Raw genomic sequence first — 24815 nt, 5'->3', positions numbered from 1 at the left:
CTTAGACAATTTCTACGGGAGCGACTAACTCGACCCCCGGTACACGGATGCCATCGGGCCGGCCGCTCGAGGTGGTTCCAAAGCGCTCGTACATGAAATATGGCAGTGGGGGGCCGTCGGCGCACGCCAGCCAGAGCCTCAGTAGGTGACGGCGCTTCTCCACCTCAGCCCAGTCCTCGTACGCGGTGCGGGAATGCAAAATGAAATGGTTGGACAGCAGCTGCACGTCTCCCGGCTTGAAGGCCATGTCGAGATGGAGTTCCGGATCGACGCAAAGGCTGTCCAGAAAATCCATGGCTTCGACTTGCGCAAGCGTGAGAGGCGGCACGCCGAGCAATGATTGCGCCTTCATGATGGCGCTGCGCACATAGTTGACGATCATGCTCCCGTGCCAGGGGGCGAAGACGGGTATGGCCTCGAACGCCAGCTTCCCTTCAGGGATCTCTCCCCAGCGGGTGTAGTAAAACGGTTCGAGCAACGTGCGCGCATGGTCGGGGCGGCGGCGGACCATCACGTTCCACAACGTGGTCGAGCTGACAATCGAAGACAATCCGCCCGCTTTTGAAGCGCGCAAGCACAGCAAGCCAACCATATCTGCCAAGTCCGAGTGGTAGGGCAGGCGCGCGTTGGTCTGGTAGCCGCGCACTTCGGGATCTGCATAGTTCAAGCCAAGGTTCGCCACGTGTCCAAGTACGTGGCCCTTGCCATTCTGCGAAAGCGCCTCCCCGAGGTGCTGGCCCAAGCCCCAGTACGCGATTGCAGACTGCCTTGGCGTATAGCGCTCGACGGGCACGCCGCGGAACAGCTGAAAGCCTCTGCCATGCAAGATGTCGTGCTTCGCACTGCTCAAAACGGCACTCAGACGCGGCAGCGGAAACATTGCGCGATCGATCGTCAGGATGTCGACACCTGTTGCATCCAGATGCGAGACTGCCGCATCGATCTCGCTGATCTCGTCAGCTGAGAACTCATGGATCCAGTCGTTGCGATGGGCCATCTCCGGACCACGCCATGATTGCGCGTTCTCGAATATCGGCAGATCTTCATTGCCAACCACCTCGGATTCCTTCGAAGTATGCATTCCGGTTTCTTTCTATAAAAATATTGGTTGTGCTCGCCGTCGTACTGCAACGAGGCCATGGTCCGGTTGGTGCGCCTTACTCCGGCTGTACGCCTGACAGCTTGAAGGCGGTTCGCCACTTCATAATCTCGCTTGCGATCATCTGGCGCGTGCTCGCAGGAGTTGAATCCGCAACCGCGCTGATTCCGGACCGGGAGAGCCGATCCAGAACTGCGGGCCGCTGCAGCACCTCGTTGAGCGCGGCGTTCAATTGGTCAACGACTGGTTTTGGCGTTTTGGCCGGCGCCATCACGACGTTCCAGGTGCCCACCTCGAGCGACAACGCGGCGGCTTCCGCCAGCGTCGGAATTTCCGGCGCGGCGGTCAGCCTCTTGTTGCTCATAACCGCGATCGCACGGAGCTTGCCAGCATTCACCAAGGCCTGACCCGCCCCCAGCGACCCTCCCATGAACTGAACTTGACCTCCGACCACGCCTTGGACCGCTTCGCCGGTACCTTTGTAGGGTACATTCGCGGCAGATACTCCTGCCACGTTCTTGAATAGTTCGATGCCGAGATAGCTTGTGCTGATCCCGGCGGAGCCATAAAAATACTTGTCCGGACTGCCTTTCAACCGCGCAATGAAGTCACGGGCGTTTGCGGGCATCGATGGATTCGCAAACAAGACGAGCGGGACCGAGCCCACGAATGCGATCGGCTCGAAGTCCTTTTGAGGGTCGTACGGCAGACTCTTGAAGGTCGACAAGTTCAGCGCATGGGTGGCCGCGGTGCCGAAGATGAGGGTGTAGCCGTCCGGGTTGCTGCGTGCAACGAACTCGCTCGCGACCACGCCGGTCGCGCCGGCACGGTTCACAACGATGATCGGCTGTCCGAGCACTTCTCCAAGGTCGTTGGACAACGCGCGAGCAAAGATATCGGTCTCGCCGCCCGGTCCGAACGGAATCACCAGCGTAATGGGTCGATTGGGATAGGCCGTCTGCGCTGAGCCGATTCCTGGCATGACCAGGGCCAAGGCAGCCGCGAAGATTAGGTCGAATACCCGCAGAGACGAGCACCGGTTCGGGAGCAGCATGAAGGCCTTTGGCGAGTAAGGTTGCAGAAGCTCAGTGCGCCAGTTCGGCAGCAATTTCAGAGGCATCGAAGACAGGCGGGCGGGGTCGTTGCTGCCAAGCCGTCATGTCGGAGTTGCGATCCGCGAAGGGCGCTGGCAGGCGACCAAAGCCGGGCGTGCGCAGCCACAATCTCAACAGGTGCCGCTTGCGCTCGGGCTCTGGCCAATCTTCATAGTCGCCGCGAGAATGCAGAACGACATAATTGTTAAGCCACTGCATGTCACCGAGTTCGAAACTCATGTCGAGGTAGTACACCGGATCGTTGCAGAGGGCATCCATGAGGTCCATCGCTTCCAACTGTGCAGCAGTCAATGGCGCAACTTCCGGAAACCTCTGGGCGGATTCAATGAATGTTCGGTTGTACCGAACGAACAGCCGCTCATCGAGGTAATTAAAGCAAGGCGTGACGTAGTACGGCTTCTGCCCTTGGCTTTCCTCCCCGCGGCGGTCCACGCAGAACGGTTGACACATGACCTCCCAGAGATCCGGGCGCTTCGTGACGAACTCGTTGTGCAAGGAAGCGGAACTCACGATGCGTGATGCGCCACCAGACTTAGCCTTCTGCAGGCACAGCAACCCGACGACGTCAGTGGAATCGTTGTGGAAAGGCAAATGCAGTCTCGTCTGGTAGCCGCGTGCCTTCATCTCTGTCTTCCAATCGGCCCCCAGGTCTCGCACGTGGCCCAACATGTCGCCCTGCGCGTTCTGCGCGAAGGCCGTACCCAGGTGCGCACCAAGACCCCAATAGATGCGGGCGGCATCGACCTTTGAATAACGTTCGATGGGCAGGCCACGAATCAATGCGAAACCATGACCCTCCTCGAGTTGGCGGAGGACCTCGCGCATCTTGAGCGCGACGCCAGGCACGACGAAGTCATCTTTCGAAAGTTGAGGAATTTCCAGACTTCTCGATCTGACCGCAGCCAGGGCCTTGTCAATTTCGTTGATATCCTGCGCGTCCAGAGTCACGATCCAATGTTCGTTGCTGGAGACATCTTCACTCTTCCACGCGCTCGGATGCAGGTAGGGCTTGGGATTCATAGTCGGTTCCATTGACAGTTAGGGGGTGATCTGGGGGTTGTTCATTCGTTGACGCAGCACCTTGACCGCTTCGTCGCGGTTTTCGAGCGCGAGCCGCCTGTGGATCGTCTCCGCAAGCTCGCCATCGCTGGCTTGGATCGCCTCGACCAGCGACCGCCAATGGGCGATCGATGTCGTGCGGCGGTCCTGCGTGGCGAGACCTAGGCGCGCATAGCGGCCTATACGATGTGCGAAAGAGACGATCATTTCAGTGAGAGGCGGGCTTCGACCCATGACTGCGATCTCGATCGTGGTTGTGGCGCTCGCCCGTTCATATCGCTCACCGTCATGCAGAGACTCTTCCAACTGCAGAAGCAGCACATCGAGTTGCTGTGCTGCATTGCCATCAACACGATTGGCTGCTCCCTTGGCCGCCAAGCCGACCAACACGGCGCGAATCTCGAACAACTGTTCGACCTCTTCAAGCGAAAGCGCCGTCACCCGCGCGCCGCGCTGTGGCGTGATCACTACCAGCCCACGCTTGTCGAGAATGCGCAACGCTTCCCTAAGAGGGGAGCGGCTTACGCCCCATTTCGCAGCGATTTGGATCTCGTTCAGTCGTTCACCGGGAGCGTAGCGTTCCTCGATGATGGCGTGGGCCAGGGCGTCGGCAATCTGCAACGGCATGGTGCGATGCAGCGATTGGCAAAGTGGCCGTTCGGGAGGATCAGCTAGACGTGATGACATCAACAGAACTTTCCTACGAATGACGAATGTCGACATTAGGCAAAACCCTCGGGTTCTTGCGAATGGGGAGGGCGTGCGATCGAGCGAGCAATGTGGAGTTCCTTCTGCATGATCGGTCGTCCATCGAACACGCGCGTGTGGATCTTGGCCGTGCTGGCCAGTGTCGAAGAACGAAATAACTGCGACTTTGAACGAATAATCTGCGACGCTGAACGAGATAGTCTGCGAACGATGCCTTGTTGCTGGCATCGGAGCCGAGTCGGCTGGCAGAGTCACTGGATCGACGCGAACAGGGCCGCGCGTGCCTTGAAGTACCTGGGCGAGATGCTGAACTCCTGTCGCAACGCATCTTGCTGCTGAACAAGCTCGGCCGCTCGGGGGCAGACCCATGCGAGCGCGCCGACGGGCCAATTGCGCGTCGATGCCAGCCGCTGGACGGAAACAGCTGACCAAGACGCGCAGCGCGCCCGTTCCTCAGACGACCATTGCAACACGTGGGCCACTCTGGCCAAGACCCACTGGCGTTGTCGAAGCTGTGTTGGCAGCGACATGCCAACCCGCTCAGCGTTGCCGAGGTCGAGTGCGAAGCTCTTGCTGGCCCCCTGCCGCCGATCGGCCGGCAGGCCAAGAGTGCCGGTACCCGAGTCCGATGCCGCGATCACCTCGTGAACCACCGCGTCCACGAGCCGAAGCAAGTCTTGCAGCCGGGCCCCATCCCCAGGGCACACGCACGGCTGTTCGCGCAGTGCAGCGGCGCTGTAACCACTGGGCATCACCGGCGCAAGCAAACTCGTTGGCGAGCTGAGCCTGCGCCGCCGCGACCTGCTGAACGATGCCGCCGAAGTCCGCAGCGTGACGGACGCATGCCAGTGTGCGTGTCGCCACTGGCGTCAGCCAAATGGTGTGGTTGCTGCACACGGTGGCCAAGGGGCTCATCCACTTCCGATTCCACATGAGCGGTTCGCCGGCGTCCGTCGCGTCCGTCAGGCACCTCTCGCAGGCTCCGAGTTCCTCAGGCCAACCGGGCCTGCAAGCAGAAGAAGTCATCGTCGCGAAATCGGATCGCAGCAAGTGCGTCGCCGCGGACAGGGCATCCATGCTGACTGTGCTGGCGTCGATGGAGAACCATTGAGGAAGGTGAGCAACGCCAATCTGCAGGGCGCCCAGTCGGCCCAACAACGTCGCCAGGCCCAGGCCGTAGAACTGCGCGAGGCGCAGCAGCCACGAGCCAAGAAGCTCATTCGGTCCCGGCTGCGGAACGAAGGGCAGGCCGGTGTGCCGCGCGGCAGTGGCTTTCATGCGAACGTGCGCGCGCCGATCACAGACTGCAGCAGCTCGTGCGTGATGCATTCCTTCTTCGAGCGTATCGCCGCCTCCGCCGCGCGAGACAGCAGCTTGAACAGGTAAACCACTGTCCGAGCCTGGTTGTCGCGCTGCTCGACGGCACCGGCCGGGACGTAGCGCGCTTCGATGCGTGCTGTGTTGGTATTCTCGATTCGCATGCCTTCTCTCCTTGAGGTTGTCCAAGCTGACCGGATTCCAAGATTCGGAGCCCTGCAACTTGGTGTTGCCGGCGTTGATCGGGCCGATCGCTGCCGCCGTGCTTCCTGAGTTCATCGCCCGCGACAACAGGGGTCGCCGGGGCCAGGTGGTCAAGGGAGAAGAGAGGGGTGGGTGCGGCCCACAGCGCAGCGAGGACACGGCCCCGAACGCCTTGACGACCTGGTGCCGGTCACCACGCTCGCGGTCAAGGTGAAGGACTGAGGAACACTGCATCGGGCACCGGCTCACGCGACGTCAACACGCTGCGCGGCGAGCGCCTACGCGTGCCTCAGGCGCGCCTGGCCAGGACAAGCGCAGCGCGCAGCACCGCCAGGTGTGAAGGCCGATCAGGTGCAGCCTGTTCGGCGGTATCGAGGGGTGCCAACGAAGGCGGCGGGGGAGGACCACAGGTTGTCCCCCCAGTGGCAAGCACAGCGCGCAGCGACGGCCGCCAGGCCGGCGCGTAAGCGTCAGGGATCGTCAGCCGGTCGCGGCCGGGCGAGACCCGCCAGGGGCTCGATGCGCAGCACCAGCGCCCGGCCAGGCCGCAAGATGGGCGACGCACCACCAGCGGATTAGACGCACAGGCCCGTACCCTACTTTGCCGACCTCACAATTTCCTCGGCATATCAGGGAGGGGTGTTGGTCTGGAGACCTCAAGTAGCGCGGCAAATTGCCGAAAACTAAACCTAGCAAGTTTCGACATACGGCACTCGAATTACAACGAAGCTCAGCGTGTACACCCATTATTCAAATCCCAGCCTGGCTCCTCAAGATTCTCAGGCGGTGCTCGGTGACCAGGTGATGCTTGCGGCCATCCTGCTGAGCGCAATGGGTGCCGTGGTGATTGGCTTCACCTTTTACGAGCCGGTTCTCGCGATGGCGGGATCCTTGCTTTTGTCGGGGCTCGGACTGGCCGCGTACCTGTTGGGGCGAGGTTCACTGACTTCGCGTCTGGTGCTTACCCTGGCGCAGGCATCACTGGTGATGTTGCACATTCAGCTGGCGCACGGGGAATCCGAGTTGCACTTTGGCATCTTCGTCACCCTCGCCTTGCTGCTGGTCTATCTCGACTGGCGCCCGATCGTGTTCGGAGCCGGCCTGTTCGCCATCCACCACGTTTTGTTCGATCGTCTGCAGGCCGTGGGCTTGGGCTTTTACTGCACCACCGAGGCGAACTTCTGGCGCGTCATGTTGCATGCGGGCTATGTGATCGTCCAGACCGGCCTGGAGGTTGTGCTGGCCGTCAGCATGGGGCGCACGGCGCGCGAGGGTGCCGAACTCGGCCGCATGGTGAAGGCGATCGACCAGGACAGTGGCATCTCACTCGATGTGAGTGGCATGGCTGTAAGCAGCACCGGAGCACTCGCTTTGCAGGCCGCATTGCACAAAATGCATGTGACCGTGGCTTCGGTCCAGTCGTCGGCAGACTCCATTGAATCCGCCAGCCGTGAAATTGCCAGCGGCAACCAGGACCTGAGCGCACGCACCGAACAAACGGCGAGCAACCTGGAAGAAACCGCCGCCTCGATGGAGCAACTCACCAGTACCGTGCGCCAGAGTGCAGATGCCGCGCGCCAGGCAAGTCAGCTGGCCACTAGCGCGGCCGAGATCGCCGTGCGCGGTGGTCAGGTGGTGGGCCAAGTCGTCACGACCATGGATGAGATCAACCACAGCAGTAAGAAGATCAGCGACATCATCGGAGTCATTGACGGCATCGCTTTCCAGACCAACATCTTGGCGCTGAATGCTGCAGTGGAAGCTGCCCGCGCCGGTGAACAAGGCCGCGGCTTTGCGGTGGTGGCTGGTGAAGTGCGCAACCTCGCGCGGCGCAGCGCCGAGGCCGCCAAGGAAATCAAGAACCTGATCGGTGCCAGCGTGGACCGCGTGGAAACCGGATCCCGGCTGGTGGCCGACGCCGGCCAGACCATGAGCGAGATCGTGGGCTCGGTGCAGCGCGTCTCCGACATCATTGGCGAGATCACGGCGGCCGCCGGTGAGCAAAGCGACGGCATTGGGCAGGTCAACTTGGCGGTGACGCAGCTCGACCAGATGACGCAGCAGAACGCCGCGCTTGTTGAGGAAAGTGCGGCGGCTGCCGAGAGCTTGCGGGACCAAGCAGGTCAGCTAACTGAACTCGTCAAGATATTTGTTTTGAACGTAGCCCAAAAAGCGGTCGTGTGACGCATCCCTGCACGGCTCCGTCTTGCCGTGAATCCCACACCCACCACGCACAGGGCCCGAAAGGTGGCATGTCCGGTGGTAACTTGAGATCATCGGCGGCTTCACCCTTGAAATCCAGCGTTTGGTGATCCCAAGAAAACAGCCGCTGCAGTTCGTGTTGCGGATGACGGCAGCATCGAACAGCCGCACTGCACTGCACTGCACTGCACTGCAGAGTCGAGGATGCGTGCACAACAACAAGGTCAGCCTGAAGTGTGCAAAGCGGATAAACATGCGCATGTTGATTCTGCTTGTCACTGACGGCAATCGCTGCGCATAGCCGCCGTCCAAATTCGTGGGTAACGTCAGCAACTGTTTAGGGTTGCGGGATACCGGCCCGGCAAGCCGCCGGGCGTGGATCGACCGCGACCTGAGGGCCGGTGTCGCCCAAGCCTCGAAGGAGGAAACCGCGGACCAAGGCGCAGCGGTTGTGAGCCGCAGGGGTTTATGGGGATTTGAGAAGCACGGTGCGGTGGTGGACGGGCACGCCGTGGTGATTGACCAGGTCGCTGGGCTCGTCTGGTGCAGGACAGCAGCCGCGACGTCACGACCAGCATCGGCATTGCGTACCATGAGCCCGGGGCCACTGTCACCTCTGATGAGCTGCTGTCAAAGGCAGATGCGGCGTTGGATGATGCGAATGCAGCGGGGCGCAACGTCTTTCGATTTGGGGTTGATGCCGCAACGGCATGAGTAGCGGCGCGGCTGCTGAAGCCCACAAAGTGAGCGCATCTCGATCATGCGTGGTCGGCTAGTAGCGAACATTCCCTCGTGAGGCCGCGGATGCGGTTGATCAGCGCCGTGCGCTCTTCCTTGAAACCCTCGCGCAGCCGGTGCACGGCGAGCTGGCCTTGCTGGTCGGGCGTCTTGACCGTAAGCGGTCAATAAACCACGCCCTTGATCGACCAAGCCTGAGCTGAGAGCCTACGTTCCCACGTACATCGAAGTGGGAACGTATTGACAAGTGATCTGGAAGACCTCAAACGGCGCATCGTAGTAGGTCACAAACGCGGCGGGCGCTGTCCGAGTTGGTCGAGATGTGCCGGCAGCCAGGCGCCTCGGTGTCGCGCTTGGCACGAGAGTGCGGAATCAACGCCAATCAGGTCTCGCGGTGGCTGCGTGAACACCCCAAAAGCACAAGCGCTCGTTGCTCGCGCGGTTGATGTCCCGGGAAGTGGTGTAAGTCTTGATCGCGCGGCAGGCCGCGGAGGGTGGAGCCCGTAGGGCGTAACCCGTAGCGGCCTGCCGCGCGGCGGCCGCTCCTTTGTGGGGGTGGCCATCGTGATTCCGGATAGGGTTGAGGTGCGAATACCAACCTTGATCCTTACGAAGGAAAGCACGATGACCAACGCCACTATCGCACTGTCCGAACTGGCCGAGAAGGGAGCCGACATCGACGTGCTGCGCCAGATGGTGCAGTTCATGGCCCAGCGCCTCATGGAGCTGGATGTGGAGGGCCGCTGCGGCGCGGCTTACGACGAGAAGAGTTGCGTCCGCATAGCCGAAACCGCTTTGTTGGGCGGTCGGGGACCGTGGCTCTGAGTCGCCTTTAGGACCTCAGCGGCCGCAATGCAGCGGTTGGAGCCGTTGCTATGGCGGCATCAAGGATCAGCTGACGAGTGCGCTGGCCGCCCTGAAAAACCCGCTGGTCCGGTACGCGACCAGTAGCAACTCCTTCGACCTGCGGCGCCTGCGGTGCGATCCCATGTCGATCTACCTGACCGTCGCGCGGCCCGACCTGCCGGCACTGCGGCCAATCGTGAACCTGTTCTTCCAGCAGCTGGTGGATCTGAACTCGTTGGTCGAGTACGGCAAGGACCCGGAGCATCAGCACGAAGTGCTGTTGGCGATGGACGAGTTCGCCCAGCTCGGCCGGTTGGATGCAATCTTCGAGGGCGTCACGTTCTTCCGCAGCTTCGGGCTGCGCCTGTTGGTGCTGCTGCAGAGCCCATCGCAAAACCGCACGAACTACTCGATCGAAGGTGCCAAAACCTTCGAACAATCGTTCGACTGCTCGGTGTTCTACACGCCAGCGGCCCGCGATCACGAGACCGCCAAACTGGTGTCGGAGCTGCTCGGCAACCAGACGGTCAAGGGCACATCGGAGTCCAAGCGCAAGAGCGGTTTCGACACGAAGCACGACACGCAGAGCATCAGCGACCAGCGGCGCGCGTTGCTGCTGCCGCAGGAAGTCCTGCGCATGCCGATGACGAAGCAAGTCATCCTCGTCAGCGGCGTGCCACCGATCTACGCGGACAAGGTGCGCACGTGGCGCGAACCTGCGCTTGAAGCCCGCAAGGGCGTCGCACCACAGCTGTTGCGGATCTCGGTTGACGAGAATAGGCTCATAGATCATGCGAATACCGCCTGCTGGCGTTGCTACAGCGGCGCCTTTCAAACCTGCTGACCGCGCGGATGAGCGATGGCATGTTTGCGGCACCGCGCACCTCTCCTGCAGGCAGTCTGATCAGCGGCAAATCATGAATAGGGCAGGGCGCCGCCCGTGGCGCGAGCCAGTCCCGCTTCCAGTACGGAGACTCGACTTCCACCGGGTTCACGAAGACGCATCGGCGGCAGTAGTACGCTGCGTGAGCTCCCAGCACGGCGCAATCCAGATCGACCAGGTGAACGGCGGCCGTGGACGGCAGATGCGTCAATGCGCCAAGCCGGTCTGCCGATTCCTGCGAGACAGGGACCGGGCACAACCAAGTCAACGGCCCGGTCAGGTGCAAGCGAAGTCGATATGTGGCATCAAGTTGATGGACGCTGATGCGGTACAGCCCGGCCAGTCGGCCAATCCAGCTGCCCAAAGCCTCATCCAGGAAGGGGCGAGGCGCCAAAGGAAGCGGCAGCGTGTCCGGCGCCATGGAGTCAGCACCGAGATGGTCTTATGCCGCTGCTTGCGCCACCTTTTCCAGGTGCGCAAGACTGATGCTCTCGCTGCGGTCGCGGATGGCGAACACCGCCGCACGCGTCAGCATGTTGGCGACCGCACCGGTCAGCCCACCCGTGGCAGCGAGCACGAACTGCACCGAGTCACGCTGCGCCAGCGATGATGGACGTTTCAGTGGCAGCAGCTTCTCAAACGCATGCAGGAAGCGCCGGAATTCCTCGGTCTCGCTCCATCGTGGCAACTCCATCGGCGTGAAGCGGCTGCTCATCTGCGCATCGGTTTGCAAGGCCACCACGGCATCGGCGGTGCCGACGAGCACTACGCACATCTTCTGGTCATTCGCCAGATACTTGAGAAGATTCATTGCAGCACGTTGCTCGCGGTAGTTTCCCGCGAGCAAATGATGCACCTCGTCCACTACCAGCAGCCGCGGCTTCATTCCCCGCAGCAGCGTACGTGCGATTCCCTCCAGGTCGGTCACGCTGGCCTTCGGGCTGTGGGGTGCGCCGATCTCAAAGAGCAGGGCGCTGTAGAAGCGCTTCTGATCGGGCAGGGGAGGCATCTGCATGCAGATGACCTGGCGCAGCTCCACGCCGCGCTCTTCATCGAACGTCGATGGATGGTCGCGAATGAACTTGCGCACGATCTGCGTCTTGCCGATATTGGAGTCCCCATGCAACAGCAGACATGGCATCCGGTCGCGTTGCGGTGTTGTCAGCAAATGATCGAGTCGATCGAGGACAGCACTGGCCCGGCCATAGTCGATCCACCGGTCGCGTTGCATTGACTGGACGCGCGCCTCGTCATCCAGAACGAGCAACTCGCGCACGTCGGGAGCGAGATGGGCCGTCGCGGTATCACCAGACTTCGGCATGTGATTCCTCCGGGTCCTTGCTGTAGTCGAGTGCGACCGCAGGCCCGCCGTCGCTTTGCGCAGGGTTGGGCCACGGCGATGCGTCCAAGCGAGACGGGCGTCTGGAGAGAGCGGCAGTGGCCGCGCGTCGGGTGCTCAAGGCCGCTTCGGCCACGATGCGGCGCTGCCGTTCGATGGTCTTGAAGATCAGCGCCTCGCTGACATCGGGCGAACCGGACGCCTTGAGCGCTCTACGCGCCATGCGGTGCTCCCACAGGGAGATGCGTTGGCGCCGCAGGTCCGCGAACCGTGCCTCCACATACGTCTTGCCGTCGGCACTGACGAACACACGGGAGAGATCCTCCGGGTGATAGCGCACGATCACGCTGCGACGGAACTCCCGCCAAGCGGCGAAGATCGGGTGCCAATAGCGAAGATAGAAGATGGTCAGCCCGTCTTGCTGGATGGTGCGGGTGCCCATCGGCAGGAACCGGATCAGAAAGTCGAGCTGCTTGGACGGATCGCTGGGCAGCATGGAGGGCGGATGTGTAGTGACCAGCGCCTGCCACGCGCTGGCTGGCGTGGCTCCCATCAATCCTCTGTGCTCGCTGTGGTGGTAGCGCTGTGCGATCTCAAGCACTAGCCACTGCTCGAACTCGCGCAAGGTCAGCTGAGCGGTCTGCTCGGGCGGCCGCACTTTCTTGGCGCGCCGGGCAGCAATCGAGACGGTAGCACCTGGTAGGCCGCGCAGTCGATCCATCAAGGTTCGGTTCATCCGTTCCACATGGCCTCCGAACTGCGGGCGGCGCACCGGCCGATAGGTCAGCTCGATGCTGTACTCTCGACAGCCAGAGCGAAGCGCGCGGCTCTTGAACTCGGCGGCGTTGTCGAGATGCAGTGTGCGTGGCACGCCGTGCATGGGCCATTCGACATCCGCCAGACCCAATGAAGCCAGCCATGCGGCTTTGGGAAGCGCCACGCGCGTGAGCAGTAGAGCCACCGCGGCAGCGTTGGGCCGTTCCATGGCCAGGTAGATGCCGAGTATTGTGCGGCTGGCCACGTCAATCGCAACAGACAGCCAGGGGCGACCGATCACGCGCCGGGTCGCTTCGTCGAGTACGAAGACATCGGCCTGCGTATGGTCGATCTGCACCAGTTCCAGCGGCCTGGTTGCGATGAGGTGCCCTGGCGGTATCACGGCACCCGGCTCGCTTGCGAACGCGAGCGCTTGCAGTTCTTTCAATTCCTTCCAGCGCCGCGCAACAGTCGCGCGCGAAATCGCATCGATGCCGGCGCGCGCGCATCGTCGCCGGACCTCCATGGTGACATCGCGCATGGGGTGGGCGAGTCGGCGTTGGCGCGGAAGCCAATGCGTTAGGACGGCATCCACGATGCGCTCCGCGCTGACCGGCAACAGGCGAGCACCCGACGCAGGCCCGGGCGCCTTCGGCCGTATGGACGATGCAACGGGATTCGCGAGATAGCGCCTGCGCAGGCGATAGACCGACGACGTAGAGAGGCCAAGTAGCTTGGCGGCGGTCTTCGCCAGGCTCAAGCTGAGCGGGTCGCGGCCGAGCGTGCGGAACACCTTGGCAATTCGAGCTTCGCGCTCGGTCAAGTCCTCATTTTTTTTGACCACGGATCACCCCTCTTCGCTGGAGAAACCCTGCATTCGCGCGATCTTTGAGCCGGCCGCGGACACTTGCAAGATCGGCGAGCCGAACGGAGTGAATCTGTTGGGTGGTGGCAACGGGCTCGTTGGACCTCTGTTTGCAGTAAATCTCCAGCGAACTCAACGGCCTAGAGGAGCTTTTCCATTCTCATCATCCTTGAGCGCCATTCTCAGGATCCGAGATCCACAACAGTTCGCGTCGCCGCCCGGGTAATACTGCTTCATGAAGGCGACGTAGTCCTGATACTCCTTCGTCGCCTGCGTACCCGGATCGGTCGGGTCGCGCAGGTAGGTCGCGCTGATCACACCGGTGGACGCCTCGAAGCCGGCCGGCTTGAGCACCGAGCCGACGGAGCTGGCCGAGCTCACGACATAGCGCGTCGGCTTCCAGCCGATGTCGGCCGTCTTGCGGATCGCCATGGCCGAGAACTTGGGCGTGGTCAGCAGCAGCAGCGTGTCGGCGCCGGAGGCCTTCATGGTCACGATCTGGCTGTCCGCCGTCGGGTCGGTCGTCTCGTAGGTCTGCTGCGACACGATCATGGACTTGGCCTTGGCGCCCAGGCCGTCCATCACGCCTTCGAGATAGTCCTTCCCGAAGTCGTCGTTCTGCATCAGGATCGCGATCTTGGCGTCCGGCTTGGTCTTCAGGATGTGCTGCGCGTAGGCCACGGCCTCTGCATGGTTGGTGGGCTGCCAGCCCATGGTCCAGGGGTTCTGCTTGATGTTGCCGAAGCGGGTCGCGCCCGAGCCCACGAACAGCTGCGGTACCTTTTTCGCGTTCAGGTACTTCTGGATCGCCTGGTTGTGTGCCGTGCCGATCGGCAGGAAGATCGCGAAGACTTCGTCCTGCTCAACGAGCTTGCGCGTCTGCTCGACGGTCTTGGAAGGCGTGTAGGCGTCGTCCACCGAGATGAAGTCGATCTTGCGGCCGTTGACGCCGCCCTCTGCGTTGACCTTGGCGATGTAGGCGCCGGCGGCCTTGCCGATGGTGCTGTAGGCCGAGACCGGGCCCGAGTAGGGCAGGATGTTGCCGATCTTGATCTGCGTGTCCGAGGCGCCAGTGTCGTAGCGCTTCTGTGCATAGGCGGAGCATCCAAGGGATGCGGCGAGCGCAATGCTCATCAGCCGCAGGGCGGCCGCTCGGCGTGTCGATGGAACCATCATGTTGTCTCCTAGGCCGGGACGACCGGCAAGTCCGTTCAAGGTCTGGTGAATGAGGATCGCTGGACTGCGCTTCGGTCATCCTGGGCGCAGGCTCCTCACGGCGTCACTGTCCTGCATCGGGGCCAGCGCACCAATCGGCAGAAATGACGATTTGGCGTGCCGCATGGACATTCGTCACTTCTGCCGATGGACCCCGGAACGGGCAGGGCCCAAGCTTCGGCCATGCCTATCCAGTTCCGACGCTCTTGGAGCGATCCCGACCTTGAACAATACCGCGACACCGTTGTCCGCTTCATCGACCAGCATGTAGCGCCCGCCGACGAAGAGGCCCGCAAGCGCGGCCACGTGGGCCACGAGCTCTGGCGCCAGGCCGGCCAGCTCGGCTTGCTGTGCTCGGACATCCCGGATGCCTACGATGGCGCGGGCGGCGACTTCCGCCACGAGGCGGTGTTCTACGAGGAGATGTCCCGTCGCAGCCTCACGGGGATGAACAACTCCGTGCACAACATCGTCGCGCACTATCTGCTCAACCACGGCACGGAAGACCAGAAGAGCCGGTTCCTGCCGCGGCTTGTGCGTGGCGAGCTGGTCGGTGCCATCGCCATGACCGAGCCGGGCGCCGGCTCGGACCTGCGCGGGATTGGCACGAAAGCCGTTCGAAGTGAGGGCGGCTGGCGTCTGAACGGTGCCAAGACTTTCATCTCCAATGGTTTTCTTGCGGGCCTGGTGCTGGTCGTCGCGACGACGCCGGACGAAGGCGGCAAGCCCTTGAAGTCGATCTTCCTCGTGGAGACCGCAGGGCGGAGCGGCTACCGGGTGGGCCGGCTGCTGGACAAGGTCGGGCTCAAGGCCCAGGACACCGCCGAGCTATTCTTCGACGACGTGAACGTCGGCGAGGAGGATCTGCTCGGTGGCGTCCCCGGCCAGGGTCTGCGGCAGCTGATGTCCGATCTGCCGTACGAACGCCTGGTCATCGGGGTCATGGCGGTGGCCGCCATGGAGGGTGCCTACGAAGCCACGCGCGAGTACGTGCGTGAGCGGCATGCCTTCGGTGAGCCGATCGAACGCTTCCAGAACACCCGCTTCAAGCTGGCCGAGATCGCCACCGAGATCCAGGTCGGCCGGGCCTTCATCGACCGGTGCGTCGAAGACCTCGTGGCAGGCCGCCTGGACACAACCACGGCGTCCATGGCCAAGCTGTGGGGTTCGGAGACCCAGGGCCGCGTTGTCGATGCCTGCCTGCAGCTGTTCGGCGGCTACGGCTATATGAACGAGTACCTGATCGCCCGCCTGTACGCGGATGCGCGTGTACAGCGCATCTACGGCGGCACCAGCGAGATCATGAAGGAAGTGATTTCGCGTGCGTTGTGATGGCTGCGCGGACGGCCGGTGTGCTGCGCCGCCTTGATCGAAGAAGACTGACCGAGATAACCAGGAGTAGATGATGTTGGCATTGCGTGTTCATGGATTCGATGGTCTGCACCAATGGGCGTTGGAAGATGCCCCGGTGCCGGAACCAGGAGAGGGGCAGGTGCAGGTTCGCATCGTTGCGAACGCCATTTCGTTCGTGGACCTGCTGTTCGCGCGCGGTGGCTACCAGATCAAGCCGCCCGTGCCCACGACACCCGGCACCGAGTTCAGCGGTGTCGTCACCGCGTTGGGCAAGGGTGTGGACCAACTGCGTGTCGGGCAGATGGTGACGGGCATGACCGTCGGCGGTGCGTGGGCCGAACTGGCCTGCGCACCTGCCGCCTCGGTGCAGGCCTTGCCCGACGGCGTCGACCCGATCGGCGCTTCGCCCCTGGCCGTGACCTATTCGACCGCGCTCTACGCCGTGAAGGATCGCGGCGCCGTGCGCGCCGGCGAGACCGTGCTGGTGCTTGGCGCCGCCGGTGGCGTTGGGCTGGCCAGCGTGCAGGTGGCCAAGGCCCTGGGTGCCAGAGTGCTGGCCGGTGCGGCCAGCGAAGCGAAGCGGCAGATTGCGATCGAGGAGGGCGCGGATGTGGCAATCGACCTCAGCCAGCAAGACTGGCGTGCGGCCGTGAAGGCGGCAGCGCCGGCGGGCGTGGACGTCATTGTCGACACGCTGGGCGACGTCTACACCGAGACCGCGTTCCGCACATTGCGCTGGGGTGGGCGTCATCTGGTGATCGGCTTTGCCGGCGGGGACATTCCCGCCATCCGCTCCAACCTCACCCTGCTCAAAGGCTCGTCGCTGGTCGGCGTGGACATTCGCCAGTTCCGTGAGTTCGAGCCCGAGGCCTCGCGTTCGAACCTGGCCGAGACGGTGGCGATGTATGCGTCCGGCGCCCTGCGGCCGCGCCTGGCCAGCACCTACGCCATCCAGGACTGGGCCAAGGCCATCGAGCACGCCAGCAATCCCGAAACGGTGGGCCGGGTTGTGCTGTCCTGGCCACAACGCTGATTCCAAACAAATGCCCGCGCAAGGCGGGCATCGGATCGGCGCAAGCCGTCGATCAGGCGCGCTTGGGCCAGTAGCGCGCGCGCAGCTCGCCCTTGACCATCTTGCCGGTGGGTGTGCGCGGCAGAGCATCCACGAAGTCCACGCTGCGCGGCGCTTTGAAGGAGGCCACTTGCGACTTCACGAAGGCGATCAGCTCTGCCTCCAGCACCGGACCGGCGGCGTAGCCGGGGGCCGTGACGATGACGGCCTTGACCTGCTCCCCCATCTCCTCGTCGGGCACGCCGATCACGGCGACGTCCGATACCGCCGGGTGCAGCGTCAACGCGTTCTCGGTTTCCTGCGGATAGATGTTGACGCCGCCCGAAATGATCATGAACGACTTGCGGTCGGTCAGGTACAGAAATCCATCCGCGTCCACATGGCCGATGTCGCCCACGGCGGTCCATGTCGGGTGGTCGGGGTGCTGCGCGGAGCGCGTCTTCTCGGCGTCCAGGTGGTACTGGAAGGGCAGCACATCGCGCTCGAAGTAGATCAGCCCGTCCTGGCCGCTGGGCAGCTCGGCGCCGCCGTCATCGCAGATGCGCAGGGTGCCGAGGATGGGCCGTCCGACCGAGCCGGGCTTGCGCAACCAGTCCTGCGGGCCGATCACCGTGATGCCGTTCACCTCGGTGCTGGCGTAGTACTCGTGCAGGATCGGCCCCCACCAGTCCATCATCTGGCGCTTGACTTCCGGGGGGCAGGGGGCGGCCGCATGGATCGCGACTTCCATGGAGCCGATGTCGTAGCGCGCGCGCACGGCCGGGTCGAGCTTGAGCATGCGCACGAACATGGTCGGCACCCATTGGCTGGCCGTCACGCGGTACTTCTCGATCAAAGCCAGTGCGTCTTCGGCCTCGAACTTGTCCATGATGACCGCGGTGCCGCCGAGCGCCTGGACCGAGGCGCAGGTTCGCAGAGGTGCCGCGTGGTAGAGCGGCGCCGGTGACAGGTACACGGTCTCGGACGAGAAGCCAAACGAGCCACCGAACATCGCGACCATGGCATCGCCGGGATCGGCGATGTCGCGCTCGGGCAGGGGCGGGCGCACCCCTTTCGGGCGGCCGGTCGTGCCGGAGGAGTACAGCATGTCGCCACCACGCGGCTCGCGCGCGGGCTTGAGCGGTGAGGCGCTTTCGATGATTTCCTCAAGCGCCGCATAGCCCGGCAGACCACCATCGAACGCGACGCGGTGCACCAGGCCGGGCAGGGCCTCCCAGGCCTGCGCTTGCGCTGCCGCGGCGCCGCCGACGAAGATCGCCTTGGCACCGGAGTTCTCGATGATGTAGCCCAGCTCCTCGCCCTTCAAGCGGTAGTTGATGCTGGTCAGGTAGAGGCCGCAGCGCTGGGCCGCCCAGTACACGTCGAAGATCCGGGGATCGTTGTCGGAGACCAGCGCCACGGTGTCGCCGTGCTGCAAGCCCACGGCGCGCAGCCAGTTGGCCAGGCGCAGCGAGCGGCGCTCCAGGTCGGCATAGGTGATCGTTTGGCCCGTCGCCGCCATGATCAGAGCGGGCTTGTCGGGCTGGTGCTGGGCGTGCGTTCCGGGGTACATGCTGCGGCTCTTGAAAAAGAGGAAATTCTTCCCGGGTCCGGCGCGGCATGCATCGTCATATCCGACGTTTTTGCGGAGGGTCATCCCTCGGTGCGCGGGACCCGATGCATGCCCCGCACACCGACCAGCTCAATGGATGATGCCGAGCCGCCGGGCGATCGCCATGGCTTGCGTCCGGCTGTGGCAATTGAGCTTGGTGTTGATGTTGCGCAGATGGGTGCGGACCGTGCTGTCCGACACGAACAGCTTCTCTGCCATGGCGGTGTTCGAGTAGCCCTCGGCGATGAGCTGGAGCACGCGGATCTCCTTGCGCGTGAGCAACTCCGCCGTCGCGTCGCTGCTTGCGCCGGCCGGCGGCACGTCCTCTGTGGGGCCCGGCCCCAGAAGATCGATCAGGCGTTGCAGGTAGTCGCGGAAGATCGGATCCTGGGTTGCCTCGATCGTGGTCGAGCCTTGCAGACGACGCAGCATCAGGCTGGCGATGTTGCCCTCGTCGAGCAGCAAACGCACGTAGCCTTCTCGGCTGGCCTCCTGGAGCACGGGAACAGCCAGATCCAGGGCGGCCCCCGTGGCGCCACTCTGGAACAGCGTCAACGCCAGGAGCAGGCGGAGTTTCAGCGCTCTGTGGCGGTGCTCGGCCTTTTGAGCCAAGCCAATCTGCTCCTCCAGCGGAGCGACCAAATCGGCTGCGTTGCCGACGTGCAGCTCCACGCGCACCCTGGCGATGAAGAGGTCGTCCACATCGTGGGCCGGGCGCGGCTGCAGCGGGCTGGTGCCCCAAGCAGTGGGGTCGTTCGCGCGCTGCAGTTCCTCACGCGCGGCGGCGGCATGGCCTTGCAGTGCGAGCAGTCGCGCGCGCTCGAGCTTGGCACTGGCGGTCACGCGCGGGAGCTTGCGCTGCCGGCCCAGGTAGTCGAGCTCGATCAGCGTCTGGATGGCCGCATCGACATCGCCACGCTCGAAAGCGATCCGCGAACGCATCCGGTGGCTGGAGATCATGTGGTCCGGCAGGCCGACATCGCGCGCCAGCGGCAGGTAGACGTTCAGCAAGCGCTCTGCAGCGGCGAGGTCGTTGGTCTCGTAGAGCACGGCGGCATAGGGCACACCGGCCCATGCGTTTCCGTGCGCGTAGTTGTAGGTGGCCGCTGTCGACGAAGAGGCGATCGCCATCCGGAAGCGGGCAGCCGCCTGCTGCAGTCGACCCTCGCGGATGTCCAGCATGCCTTCGACGGTCTCGGTGTACATCCGGTTGAACGCGCTGCCGCCTTGGGAATTGCGGGCGTCCTCGAGGAAACGCAATGCCTCTTGCCGCTCGCCGGAGACCGAGACGATGTGCGCCATCGCGTTCAGGGACACGCTGTCGATGAAGGCGTTGCCCGAAGGAAGCTGGGCGAGGCTTTGCCTGCCTGCCTCGTGGGCCTCCTCGTAGTGGTCCATCATCGCAAGCAGCACGGGCCGCAGCGCGCGCACGTGCGCCTGCACCAAAGGGTTCTGCGAGCTTGCACACGCGGAGGACTCGAGTGCCTGCATGGCAGTCCAGGGGCCTTGACTCAGGCAACTCGCCCACAGGGCGATCACCTGCATGAGAGGGCGGGCGCCCAGGAGTTCGGCCGGAATCGAAGTGAACCACTTGTCCAGCAAGCGCATGCGTCCCTGCTCCAGCAGAGCGTGCGCATGAAGCTCCAACAGGTGCAGTGCATGCGGGTGATCGCCACCCTCCAGTGCATGGTCGATGGCCGGGACGTGGCGCCCTTGCTCCTCATACCAGCCGGACGCGGCGAGGTGCAGCCGGGCGACCTCGTCGGGCCGCTCGCGTGCAAGCCATTTGCGCAGGAAGTCGGCGAACAGGCTGTGGTACCGGTAGAGATCGGGTGCGGCCTCCACCGGGATCAGGAACACGTTGCCGCGCTCCAGGCGGCGCAGCATCGCCTCGCAGTCCGTGTGGGGCAGCAGCGCCTGGCAGATGGGCGGGCTCAGATGCCGCAGCACGCTGGTGCGCATCAAGAAGTCGCGCACGTCCAGATCCTGTTGTCCGAGCACCTCCTCGGTCAGGTAGTCTGCAACGTCGCGATCGGACGCAGAGAGGCGTGCGACGACCTCGCTCGGTGTGCCATGTCGTTGCAAGGCCAGAGCGAGCAGCCACAGTGCGGCCACCCAGCCTTCTGTCTTGCCGTGCGCGCGGTCGAGCGCGTCCAGTGACAGCTCGGCTCCGCGCAGCTTGAAGAACTCGGCCGTTTCCTCTGGCGTGAAGCGCAACAGCTCGGTGCTGAGTTCCAGCAACTGGCCACGCGCGCGCAGGCGGCCCAGGCCGAGCTCGGGCAGGCTGCGCGAACCGATGACCAGTTGCCCGTTGCGGGGCAGGTGCTCGATGAGGTCGCGCACCACGCCCATCACGACACCTTCGCGCAGCACTTCGAAGTCGTCCAGGAACAAGGCGAACGGCGCCTGCTCGGCGGCAAGCAAGGCCAGCACGTCGCGTGGTTGCTCGCGCGAACGCTCCAGGCCGAGCTGGGCTGCAGCGGCTTCCAGTCCCGACAGAAAGCGGGTCACGTCGTTGTCTGCGCTGTCCAGCGTCAGCCACGCGGTCGACACGCCGCGCTGCTGCAGCGACTCGCGCATCTGTGCCATCGCAGTCGTCTTGCCAAAGCCCGCTGGGGCCCGCACCAAAACGAGTTTGGATGCACCTGCGCGCGCCAGGCTCTCGGCAAAACGCAGGCGTGGAACTTCGGCTGCGTGTTGGACGTGTGGAGCCAGCTTGGCCGGAGAAATGGGGGGCGTGTTTGCGCCCGAACCAGGGGTGGAGGAGGCCATGTGCAACGGTTGTGGAAGCGGGCCCGCGGATGATCGCACAGCACTCCGTCGTCCACGTTCGTCAAATCCGACGATGGTGCGTTGAGAGTGCTCTCCCTAGACTCGTCACACCGGGCAAGAGCCCCTTTGACGTGTTGACCATGCTGCTTGATTCCACCATTTCCGCGGTCGTGACCGGAGGCGCTTCAGGCCTCGGCGCCGCGTCCGCGCGCCGCCTCGCCGCCCATGGCGTGAAGGTTGCGCTCTTCGACCTGAATGCCGAGCTTGGAGAGTCGCTGGCCTCCGAGATCGGTGGGGTGTTCTGCCGCGTCGACGTGACGTCCGAGCAGGACGTCGAGCAGGCTTTCGCACGCGCCCGCGCCGCCCACGGGCAGGAGCGCATCCTCGTCAACTGCGCGGGCACCGGGCATGTCGCCAAGACGGCCGGCCGCGACAAGGCGACGGGTGCCGTGCGGCACTTTCCGCTGCTCCAGTTCGAGAAGATCGTGCAGATCAACCTGATCGGCACCTTCCGCTGCATTGCCAAGTCGGCCGCCGGCATGCTCGAACTGGAACGGACGACAGCCGGCGAGCGGGGCGTGATCGTCAACACGGCATCCGTGGCGGCGCAGGACGGCCAGATGGGCCAGGCTGCGTACACGGCCTCGAAGGCCGGGATCGTCGGCATGACGCTGCCGATCGCGCGCGACCTCATGGACGAGGGCATCCGCGTCAACACCATCCTGCCCGGCATCTTCAACACGCCGCTGCTGCAAGCCGCACCAGACAACGTCAAGGCCGCGCTGGCCGCCTCGGTGCCGTTTCCCAAGCGCCTCGGAGAGCCCGAAGAGTTTGCCCAACTGGTCGAGTTCATGGCGGTGAACGGCTACCTCAACGGCGAGAGCATTCGCCTGGACGGCGCCATCCGCATGGCACCGCGCTGACCCTTCCTTTGCATCTGGAGTATTCAATGGCTGAAGCATTCATCGTCGCGGCGCGACGCACGGCCGGTGGCCGCCGTAATGGGCGCCTGTCGGGCTGGCAACCCGGTGACCTCGCCGCCAGCGTGCTCAACGCTGTGGTGGCCGACACCGGCATCGATCCGAAGGCCGTCGACGACGTCATCCTCGGCTGTGTGAGCCAGGCCGGCGAGCAGGCCATGAACATCGCGCGCAATGCGGTGCTGGCGTCCAAGCTGCCGGAGTCGGTGCCTGCCACGGCGGTGGACCGCCAGTGCGGCTCGTCGCAGCAGGCCTTGCACTTCGCCGCGCAGGCGGTGATGTCGGGGACGATGGACTGCGTGATCGCCGCGGGCGTAGAGAGCATGAGCCGCGTACCCATGTTCTCGCCGACCGACGTGTTCCGCAAGGCCGGCTTAGGCGACTACCTGAACGATGGCATGCGCGCGCGCTATCCGCACGTGCAATTCAGCCAGTTCGCCGGTGCTGAAATGATCGCGCGCAAGTTCGGCATGACCAAACCGCAGCTGGACGCCTTTGCGCTGGAGAGCCACCGCCGCGCGGCGGCTGCGACGCGGGAAGGGCGCTTCGCCAAGGAAATCCTGCCGCTGGCCACGCGCCGCAACGACGGCAGCGTGTCCGACGAGGTCCATGCCCAGGACGAAGGCATCCGCTTCGATGCGACGCTGGAAGGCATCTCATCGGTCAAGCTGATCCAGGAAGGCGGCATGGTCTCGGCGGCCAGCGCAAGCCAGATCTGCGACGGCGCGAGCGCGGTCATGGTCGTGAACGAGCGCGCGCTGAAGACCTTCGGCTTGAAGCCGTTGGCCCGGATCCACCACATCTCGGTGCTGGGCCACGACCCGGTCGTGATGCTGGACGCGCCGATTCCGGCAACGCAGCGTGCCTTGCAGAAGGCTGGCCTCGACATCCGGGACATCGATGCCTACGAAGTCAACGAGGCCTTCGCGCCGGTGCCGCTGGCCTGGCTCCAGGCCTTGGGCGCCGATCCTTCCCGCCTCAACGTCAACGGCGGGGCGATCGCGCTCGGCCATCCGCTGGGGGCCTCGGGTACCAAGCTCATGACGACGCTCATCAACGTGCTGCACCAGCGCGGCGGCCGGTACGGCCTGCAGACGATGTGCGAAGGCGGCGGCATGGCCAACGTGACCATCGTGGAGCGACTGTAGTTCGCTGGCCCGCGCGCGCCAGAAGACTGCCTAGAACGCGATGAACCAGAACAACGGAGACACTCCACTCCTGCAAGTGGACAACGTGACGGTGCGCTTCGGCGGCATCGTCGCCCTGGACGGCGTCAGCTTTGACGTACGCCGCGGCGAGATCCGCGGGCTGATCGGACCCAACGGTGCAGGCAAGAGCACGCTGTTCAACTGCCTGTCGCGGCTGTACCGCTGCAATGCGGGCACGATCCATTTCAATGGCCATGTGCTGTCGTCCGAGCCGCGGCACCGCATCGCCGGGCTCGGCGTGGGACGCACCTTCCAGAACCTGGCCCTGTACCGCACGATGACGGTGGGTGAGAACGTGCTGGTCGGCGCCCACGCGCACCACCACGTCGGTTTCGTCGCCGATGCGCTGCGCCTGCCCAGAGCGGTGAAGGCCGAGCGTGAGGCCCGGGAGCGTGCCGATCAGGCCATCGAGCTGCTGGAGCTCCAGAGCTTCACGGACCGCATCGTGGCCGATCTGCCCTTCGGCACGCAGAAGCGGGTCGAACTGGCGCGCGCGCTGGCGAGCGAGCCTTCGCTGCTGCTGCTGGACGAACCGGCCTGCGGCTTGAACCACGAGGAGTTGCACGGACTCGGCGCTCTCATCCTGGACATTCGCAAGCGGCTGAACCTGACGATTCTGCTCGTCGAGCACCACATGGCGCTCGTGATGGGGGTCTGCGATCGCATCGTGGCACTGAACTTCGGTCGCAAGATCGCAGACGGCAGTCCCGAGCACGTGCGCAATCACCCGGAGGTGATCCGCGCATACCTTGGCGATGAAGAGGGAGCAACCGCATGAAGCACCTGCTGCAGATCAAAGGCTTGCGTGCAGCCTATGGCGCCACCGAGGTGCTGCGCGGCGTCGACCTGGACGTTGCCGAGGGCCAGGTCACCGCGCTTCTCGGTGCGAACGGCGCAGGCAAGACCACCACGCTGCGCGCCATCTGCCAGTACATGGTTCGCACCAGCGGCAGCGTGAGCTTTCGCGACGGGCGCATCGACGGCAAGACAACCGAGCAGATCGCTGCGCTGGGCGTGGGGCATGTGCCGGATGGGCGCGGCACCTTCCTGGGGCTGAGCACCGAAGAGAACCTGATGCTGGGTTGCCACGCGCGCCGTGACCGCAAGGCCGTGGCTGAGGACCTGGAGCGGATGTTCAGCTACTTCCCCCGGCTCAAGGAGCGCCGTGCACAGCAGGCCGGCACGCTGTCGGGCGGCGAGCAGCAGATGCTGGCCATCGCGCGGGCACTGATGGCCCGGCCCACTTTGCTTCTGCTCGATGAGCCTTCCTTTGGACTGGCGCCACTGGTCGTCAAGGACATTTTCGGAATCATGCGGCGCATCCGGGACGAGCAGAAGGTCTCGATCCTGCTGGTGGAGCAGAACGCGCGGATCGCACTGGATCTGGCTGACCACGCCTACCTGCTGGAGACCGGGCGCGTGGTCAAGAGCGGCACCAGCGCGGAGATGCGCAACGACGATGCGGTGCGCCGCGCCTACCTCGGGGAGTGATG

The 24815-nt window shown here is 64.0% G+C and carries 22 protein-coding genes and 2 pseudogenes; 11 read left to right on the top strand and 13 right to left on the bottom strand.

Annotated elements, in window-relative coordinates; translation table 11 throughout:
- Position 1 precedes the first annotated feature (1 nt).
- The 6 genes from ACSQ4M_RS37030 to ACSQ4M_RS37005 form a co-directional block, all read right to left on the bottom strand.
- The gene (locus ACSQ4M_RS37030; RefSeq protein ID WP_436194486.1) at positions 2–1081 is read right to left on the bottom strand and encodes a TauD/TfdA family dioxygenase; all 1080 of its coding nucleotides are present in this window, start codon (positions 1079–1081) and stop codon (positions 2–4) included.
- 76 nt (positions 1082–1157) lie between these two features.
- Positions 1158–2219, bottom strand: coding sequence for a Bug family tripartite tricarboxylate transporter substrate binding protein (locus tag ACSQ4M_RS37025; RefSeq protein WP_436194485.1), 1062 nt, complete (start codon positions 2217–2219; stop codon positions 1158–1160).
- The gene (locus ACSQ4M_RS37020; protein ID WP_436194484.1) at positions 2185–3234 is read right to left on the bottom strand and encodes a TauD/TfdA family dioxygenase; all 1050 of its coding nucleotides are present in this window, start codon (positions 3232–3234) and stop codon (positions 2185–2187) included. The genes ACSQ4M_RS37025 and ACSQ4M_RS37020 overlap by 35 nt, the downstream gene beginning before the upstream one ends.
- An 18-nt stretch (positions 3235–3252) precedes the next feature.
- Positions 3253–3900: a GntR family transcriptional regulator gene (locus ACSQ4M_RS37015; RefSeq protein ID WP_436194483.1), complete on the bottom strand. Its 648-nt coding sequence runs from the start codon at positions 3898–3900 to the stop codon at positions 3253–3255.
- Between the two features lie 621 nt (positions 3901–4521).
- A complete protein-coding gene (locus tag ACSQ4M_RS37010; RefSeq protein ID WP_436194482.1) occupies positions 4522–5259 on the bottom strand; it encodes a TniQ family protein in 738 nt (245 codons plus the stop codon).
- On the bottom strand, positions 5256–5462 hold the full coding sequence (locus ACSQ4M_RS37005) for a hypothetical protein (RefSeq protein ID WP_436194481.1): 207 nt from the start codon (positions 5460–5462) through the stop codon (positions 5256–5258). The genes ACSQ4M_RS37010 and ACSQ4M_RS37005 overlap by 4 nt, the downstream gene beginning before the upstream one ends.
- 775 nt (positions 5463–6237) lie before the next feature.
- Between ACSQ4M_RS37005 and ACSQ4M_RS37000 the strand changes: the two genes are divergently transcribed.
- Positions 6238–7686: a methyl-accepting chemotaxis protein gene (locus ACSQ4M_RS37000; protein ID WP_436194480.1), complete on the top strand. Its 1449-nt coding sequence runs from the start codon at positions 6238–6240 to the stop codon at positions 7684–7686.
- 561 nt (positions 7687–8247) lie between these two features.
- Complete coding sequence (locus ACSQ4M_RS36995) at positions 8248–8418, top strand: diguanylate cyclase domain-containing protein (protein WP_436194479.1); 171 nt, start codon at positions 8248–8250, stop codon at positions 8416–8418.
- A gap of 59 nt (positions 8419–8477) precedes the next feature.
- Here ACSQ4M_RS36995 and ACSQ4M_RS36990 read toward each other — a convergent pair.
- Positions 8478–8597, bottom strand: a pseudogene (locus tag ACSQ4M_RS36990) (IS110 family transposase); the annotation flags it as partial.
- A gap of 165 nt (positions 8598–8762) precedes the next feature.
- Here ACSQ4M_RS36990 and ACSQ4M_RS36985 point away from each other — a divergent pair.
- The 3 genes and pseudogenes from ACSQ4M_RS36985 (at position 8763) to ACSQ4M_RS36975 (ending at position 10132) form a co-directional block, all read left to right on the top strand.
- The gene (locus ACSQ4M_RS36985) at positions 8763–8888 is read left to right on the top strand and encodes a transposase (RefSeq protein WP_436194605.1); all 126 of its coding nucleotides are present in this window, start codon (positions 8763–8765) and stop codon (positions 8886–8888) included.
- A gap of 178 nt (positions 8889–9066) precedes the next feature.
- Positions 9067–9222, top strand: a pseudogene (locus ACSQ4M_RS36980) (IS256 family transposase); the annotation flags it as partial.
- A 103-nt stretch (positions 9223–9325) separates the two neighbouring features.
- On the top strand, positions 9326–10132 hold the full coding sequence (locus tag ACSQ4M_RS36975; protein ID WP_436194604.1) for a type IV secretory system conjugative DNA transfer family protein: 807 nt from the start codon (positions 9326–9328) through the stop codon (positions 10130–10132).
- Here the strand turns inward: ACSQ4M_RS36975 and ACSQ4M_RS36970 are convergent.
- The 4 genes from ACSQ4M_RS36970 to ACSQ4M_RS36955 form a co-directional block, all read right to left on the bottom strand.
- Complete coding sequence (locus tag ACSQ4M_RS36970; protein ID WP_436194478.1) at positions 10071–10592, bottom strand: TniQ family protein; 522 nt, start codon at positions 10590–10592, stop codon at positions 10071–10073. The two genes, ACSQ4M_RS36975 and ACSQ4M_RS36970, sit on opposite strands and share 62 nt — an antisense overlap.
- Positions 10593–10613: 21 nt before the next feature.
- Entirely contained in the window at positions 10614–11492 is an 879-nt protein-coding gene (locus ACSQ4M_RS36965) for a TniB family NTP-binding protein (RefSeq protein WP_436194477.1), read from the bottom strand.
- The gene (locus ACSQ4M_RS36960) at positions 11476–13110 is read right to left on the bottom strand and encodes a Mu transposase C-terminal domain-containing protein (protein WP_436194476.1); all 1635 of its coding nucleotides are present in this window, start codon (positions 13108–13110) and stop codon (positions 11476–11478) included. The genes ACSQ4M_RS36965 and ACSQ4M_RS36960 overlap by 17 nt, the downstream gene beginning before the upstream one ends.
- 153 nt (positions 13111–13263) lie before the next feature.
- Positions 13264–14307 carry an ABC transporter substrate-binding protein gene (locus ACSQ4M_RS36955; protein WP_436194475.1) on the bottom strand — a complete coding sequence of 348 codons (1044 nt, stop codon included), beginning with the start codon at positions 14305–14307 and terminating at the stop codon, positions 13264–13266.
- A 222-nt stretch (positions 14308–14529) separates the two neighbouring features.
- On the opposite strand from ACSQ4M_RS36955, the gene ACSQ4M_RS36950 reads away from it, so the two are divergent.
- Both ACSQ4M_RS36950 and ACSQ4M_RS36945 read left to right on the top strand, forming a co-directional pair.
- The gene (locus ACSQ4M_RS36950) at positions 14530–15678 is read left to right on the top strand and encodes an acyl-CoA dehydrogenase family protein (protein WP_436194474.1); all 1149 of its coding nucleotides are present in this window, start codon (positions 14530–14532) and stop codon (positions 15676–15678) included.
- A gap of 73 nt (positions 15679–15751) precedes the next feature.
- Entirely contained in the window at positions 15752–16732 is a 981-nt protein-coding gene (locus ACSQ4M_RS36945) for an NADPH:quinone oxidoreductase family protein (protein ID WP_436194473.1), read from the top strand.
- Positions 16733–16784: 52 nt separating this feature from the next.
- On the opposite strand, the gene ACSQ4M_RS36940 is transcribed toward ACSQ4M_RS36945, so the two are convergent.
- Together ACSQ4M_RS36940 and ACSQ4M_RS36935 are read right to left on the bottom strand one after the other, a co-directional pair.
- On the bottom strand, positions 16785–18323 hold the full coding sequence (locus tag ACSQ4M_RS36940) for an acyl-CoA synthetase (protein ID WP_436194472.1): 1539 nt from the start codon (positions 18321–18323) through the stop codon (positions 16785–16787).
- Positions 18324–18452: 129 nt separating this feature from the next.
- On the bottom strand, positions 18453–20951 hold the full coding sequence (locus tag ACSQ4M_RS36935) for a LuxR C-terminal-related transcriptional regulator (RefSeq protein ID WP_436194471.1): 2499 nt from the start codon (positions 20949–20951) through the stop codon (positions 18453–18455).
- A gap of 323 nt (positions 20952–21274) precedes the next feature.
- On the opposite strand from ACSQ4M_RS36935, the gene ACSQ4M_RS36930 reads away from it, so the two are divergent.
- From ACSQ4M_RS36930 to ACSQ4M_RS36915, 4 genes are read left to right on the top strand one after another with little or no spacing between them, the layout of a single operon-like run.
- Positions 21275–22057, top strand: coding sequence for an SDR family NAD(P)-dependent oxidoreductase (locus tag ACSQ4M_RS36930; RefSeq protein ID WP_436194603.1), 783 nt, complete (start codon positions 21275–21277; stop codon positions 22055–22057).
- A gap of 26 nt (positions 22058–22083) precedes the next feature.
- Positions 22084–23262, top strand: a complete 1179-nt coding sequence (locus tag ACSQ4M_RS36925; RefSeq protein WP_436194470.1) for an acetyl-CoA C-acetyltransferase — start codon at positions 22084–22086, stop codon at positions 23260–23262.
- Positions 23263–23302: 40 nt separating this feature from the next.
- On the top strand, positions 23303–24100 hold the full coding sequence (locus ACSQ4M_RS36920) for an ABC transporter ATP-binding protein (RefSeq protein WP_436194469.1): 798 nt from the start codon (positions 23303–23305) through the stop codon (positions 24098–24100).
- Positions 24097–24813 (top strand): ABC transporter ATP-binding protein, encoded by a 717-nt coding sequence (locus ACSQ4M_RS36915; protein ID WP_436194468.1) that lies wholly within the window; start codon positions 24097–24099, stop codon positions 24811–24813. Before ACSQ4M_RS36920 ends, ACSQ4M_RS36915 begins: the two co-directional genes overlap by 4 nt.
- Positions 24814–24815 lie beyond the last annotated feature (2 nt).

This window comes from Pseudorhodoferax sp. LjRoot39 (genome assembly GCF_964253035.1).
In the GTDB taxonomy this organism is placed as follows: Bacteria; Pseudomonadota; Gammaproteobacteria; order Burkholderiales; family Burkholderiaceae_C; genus Pseudorhodoferax.
Note: the sequence above shows the minus strand (reverse complement) of the source record. Positions and strands in the feature narration are given on the sequence as shown.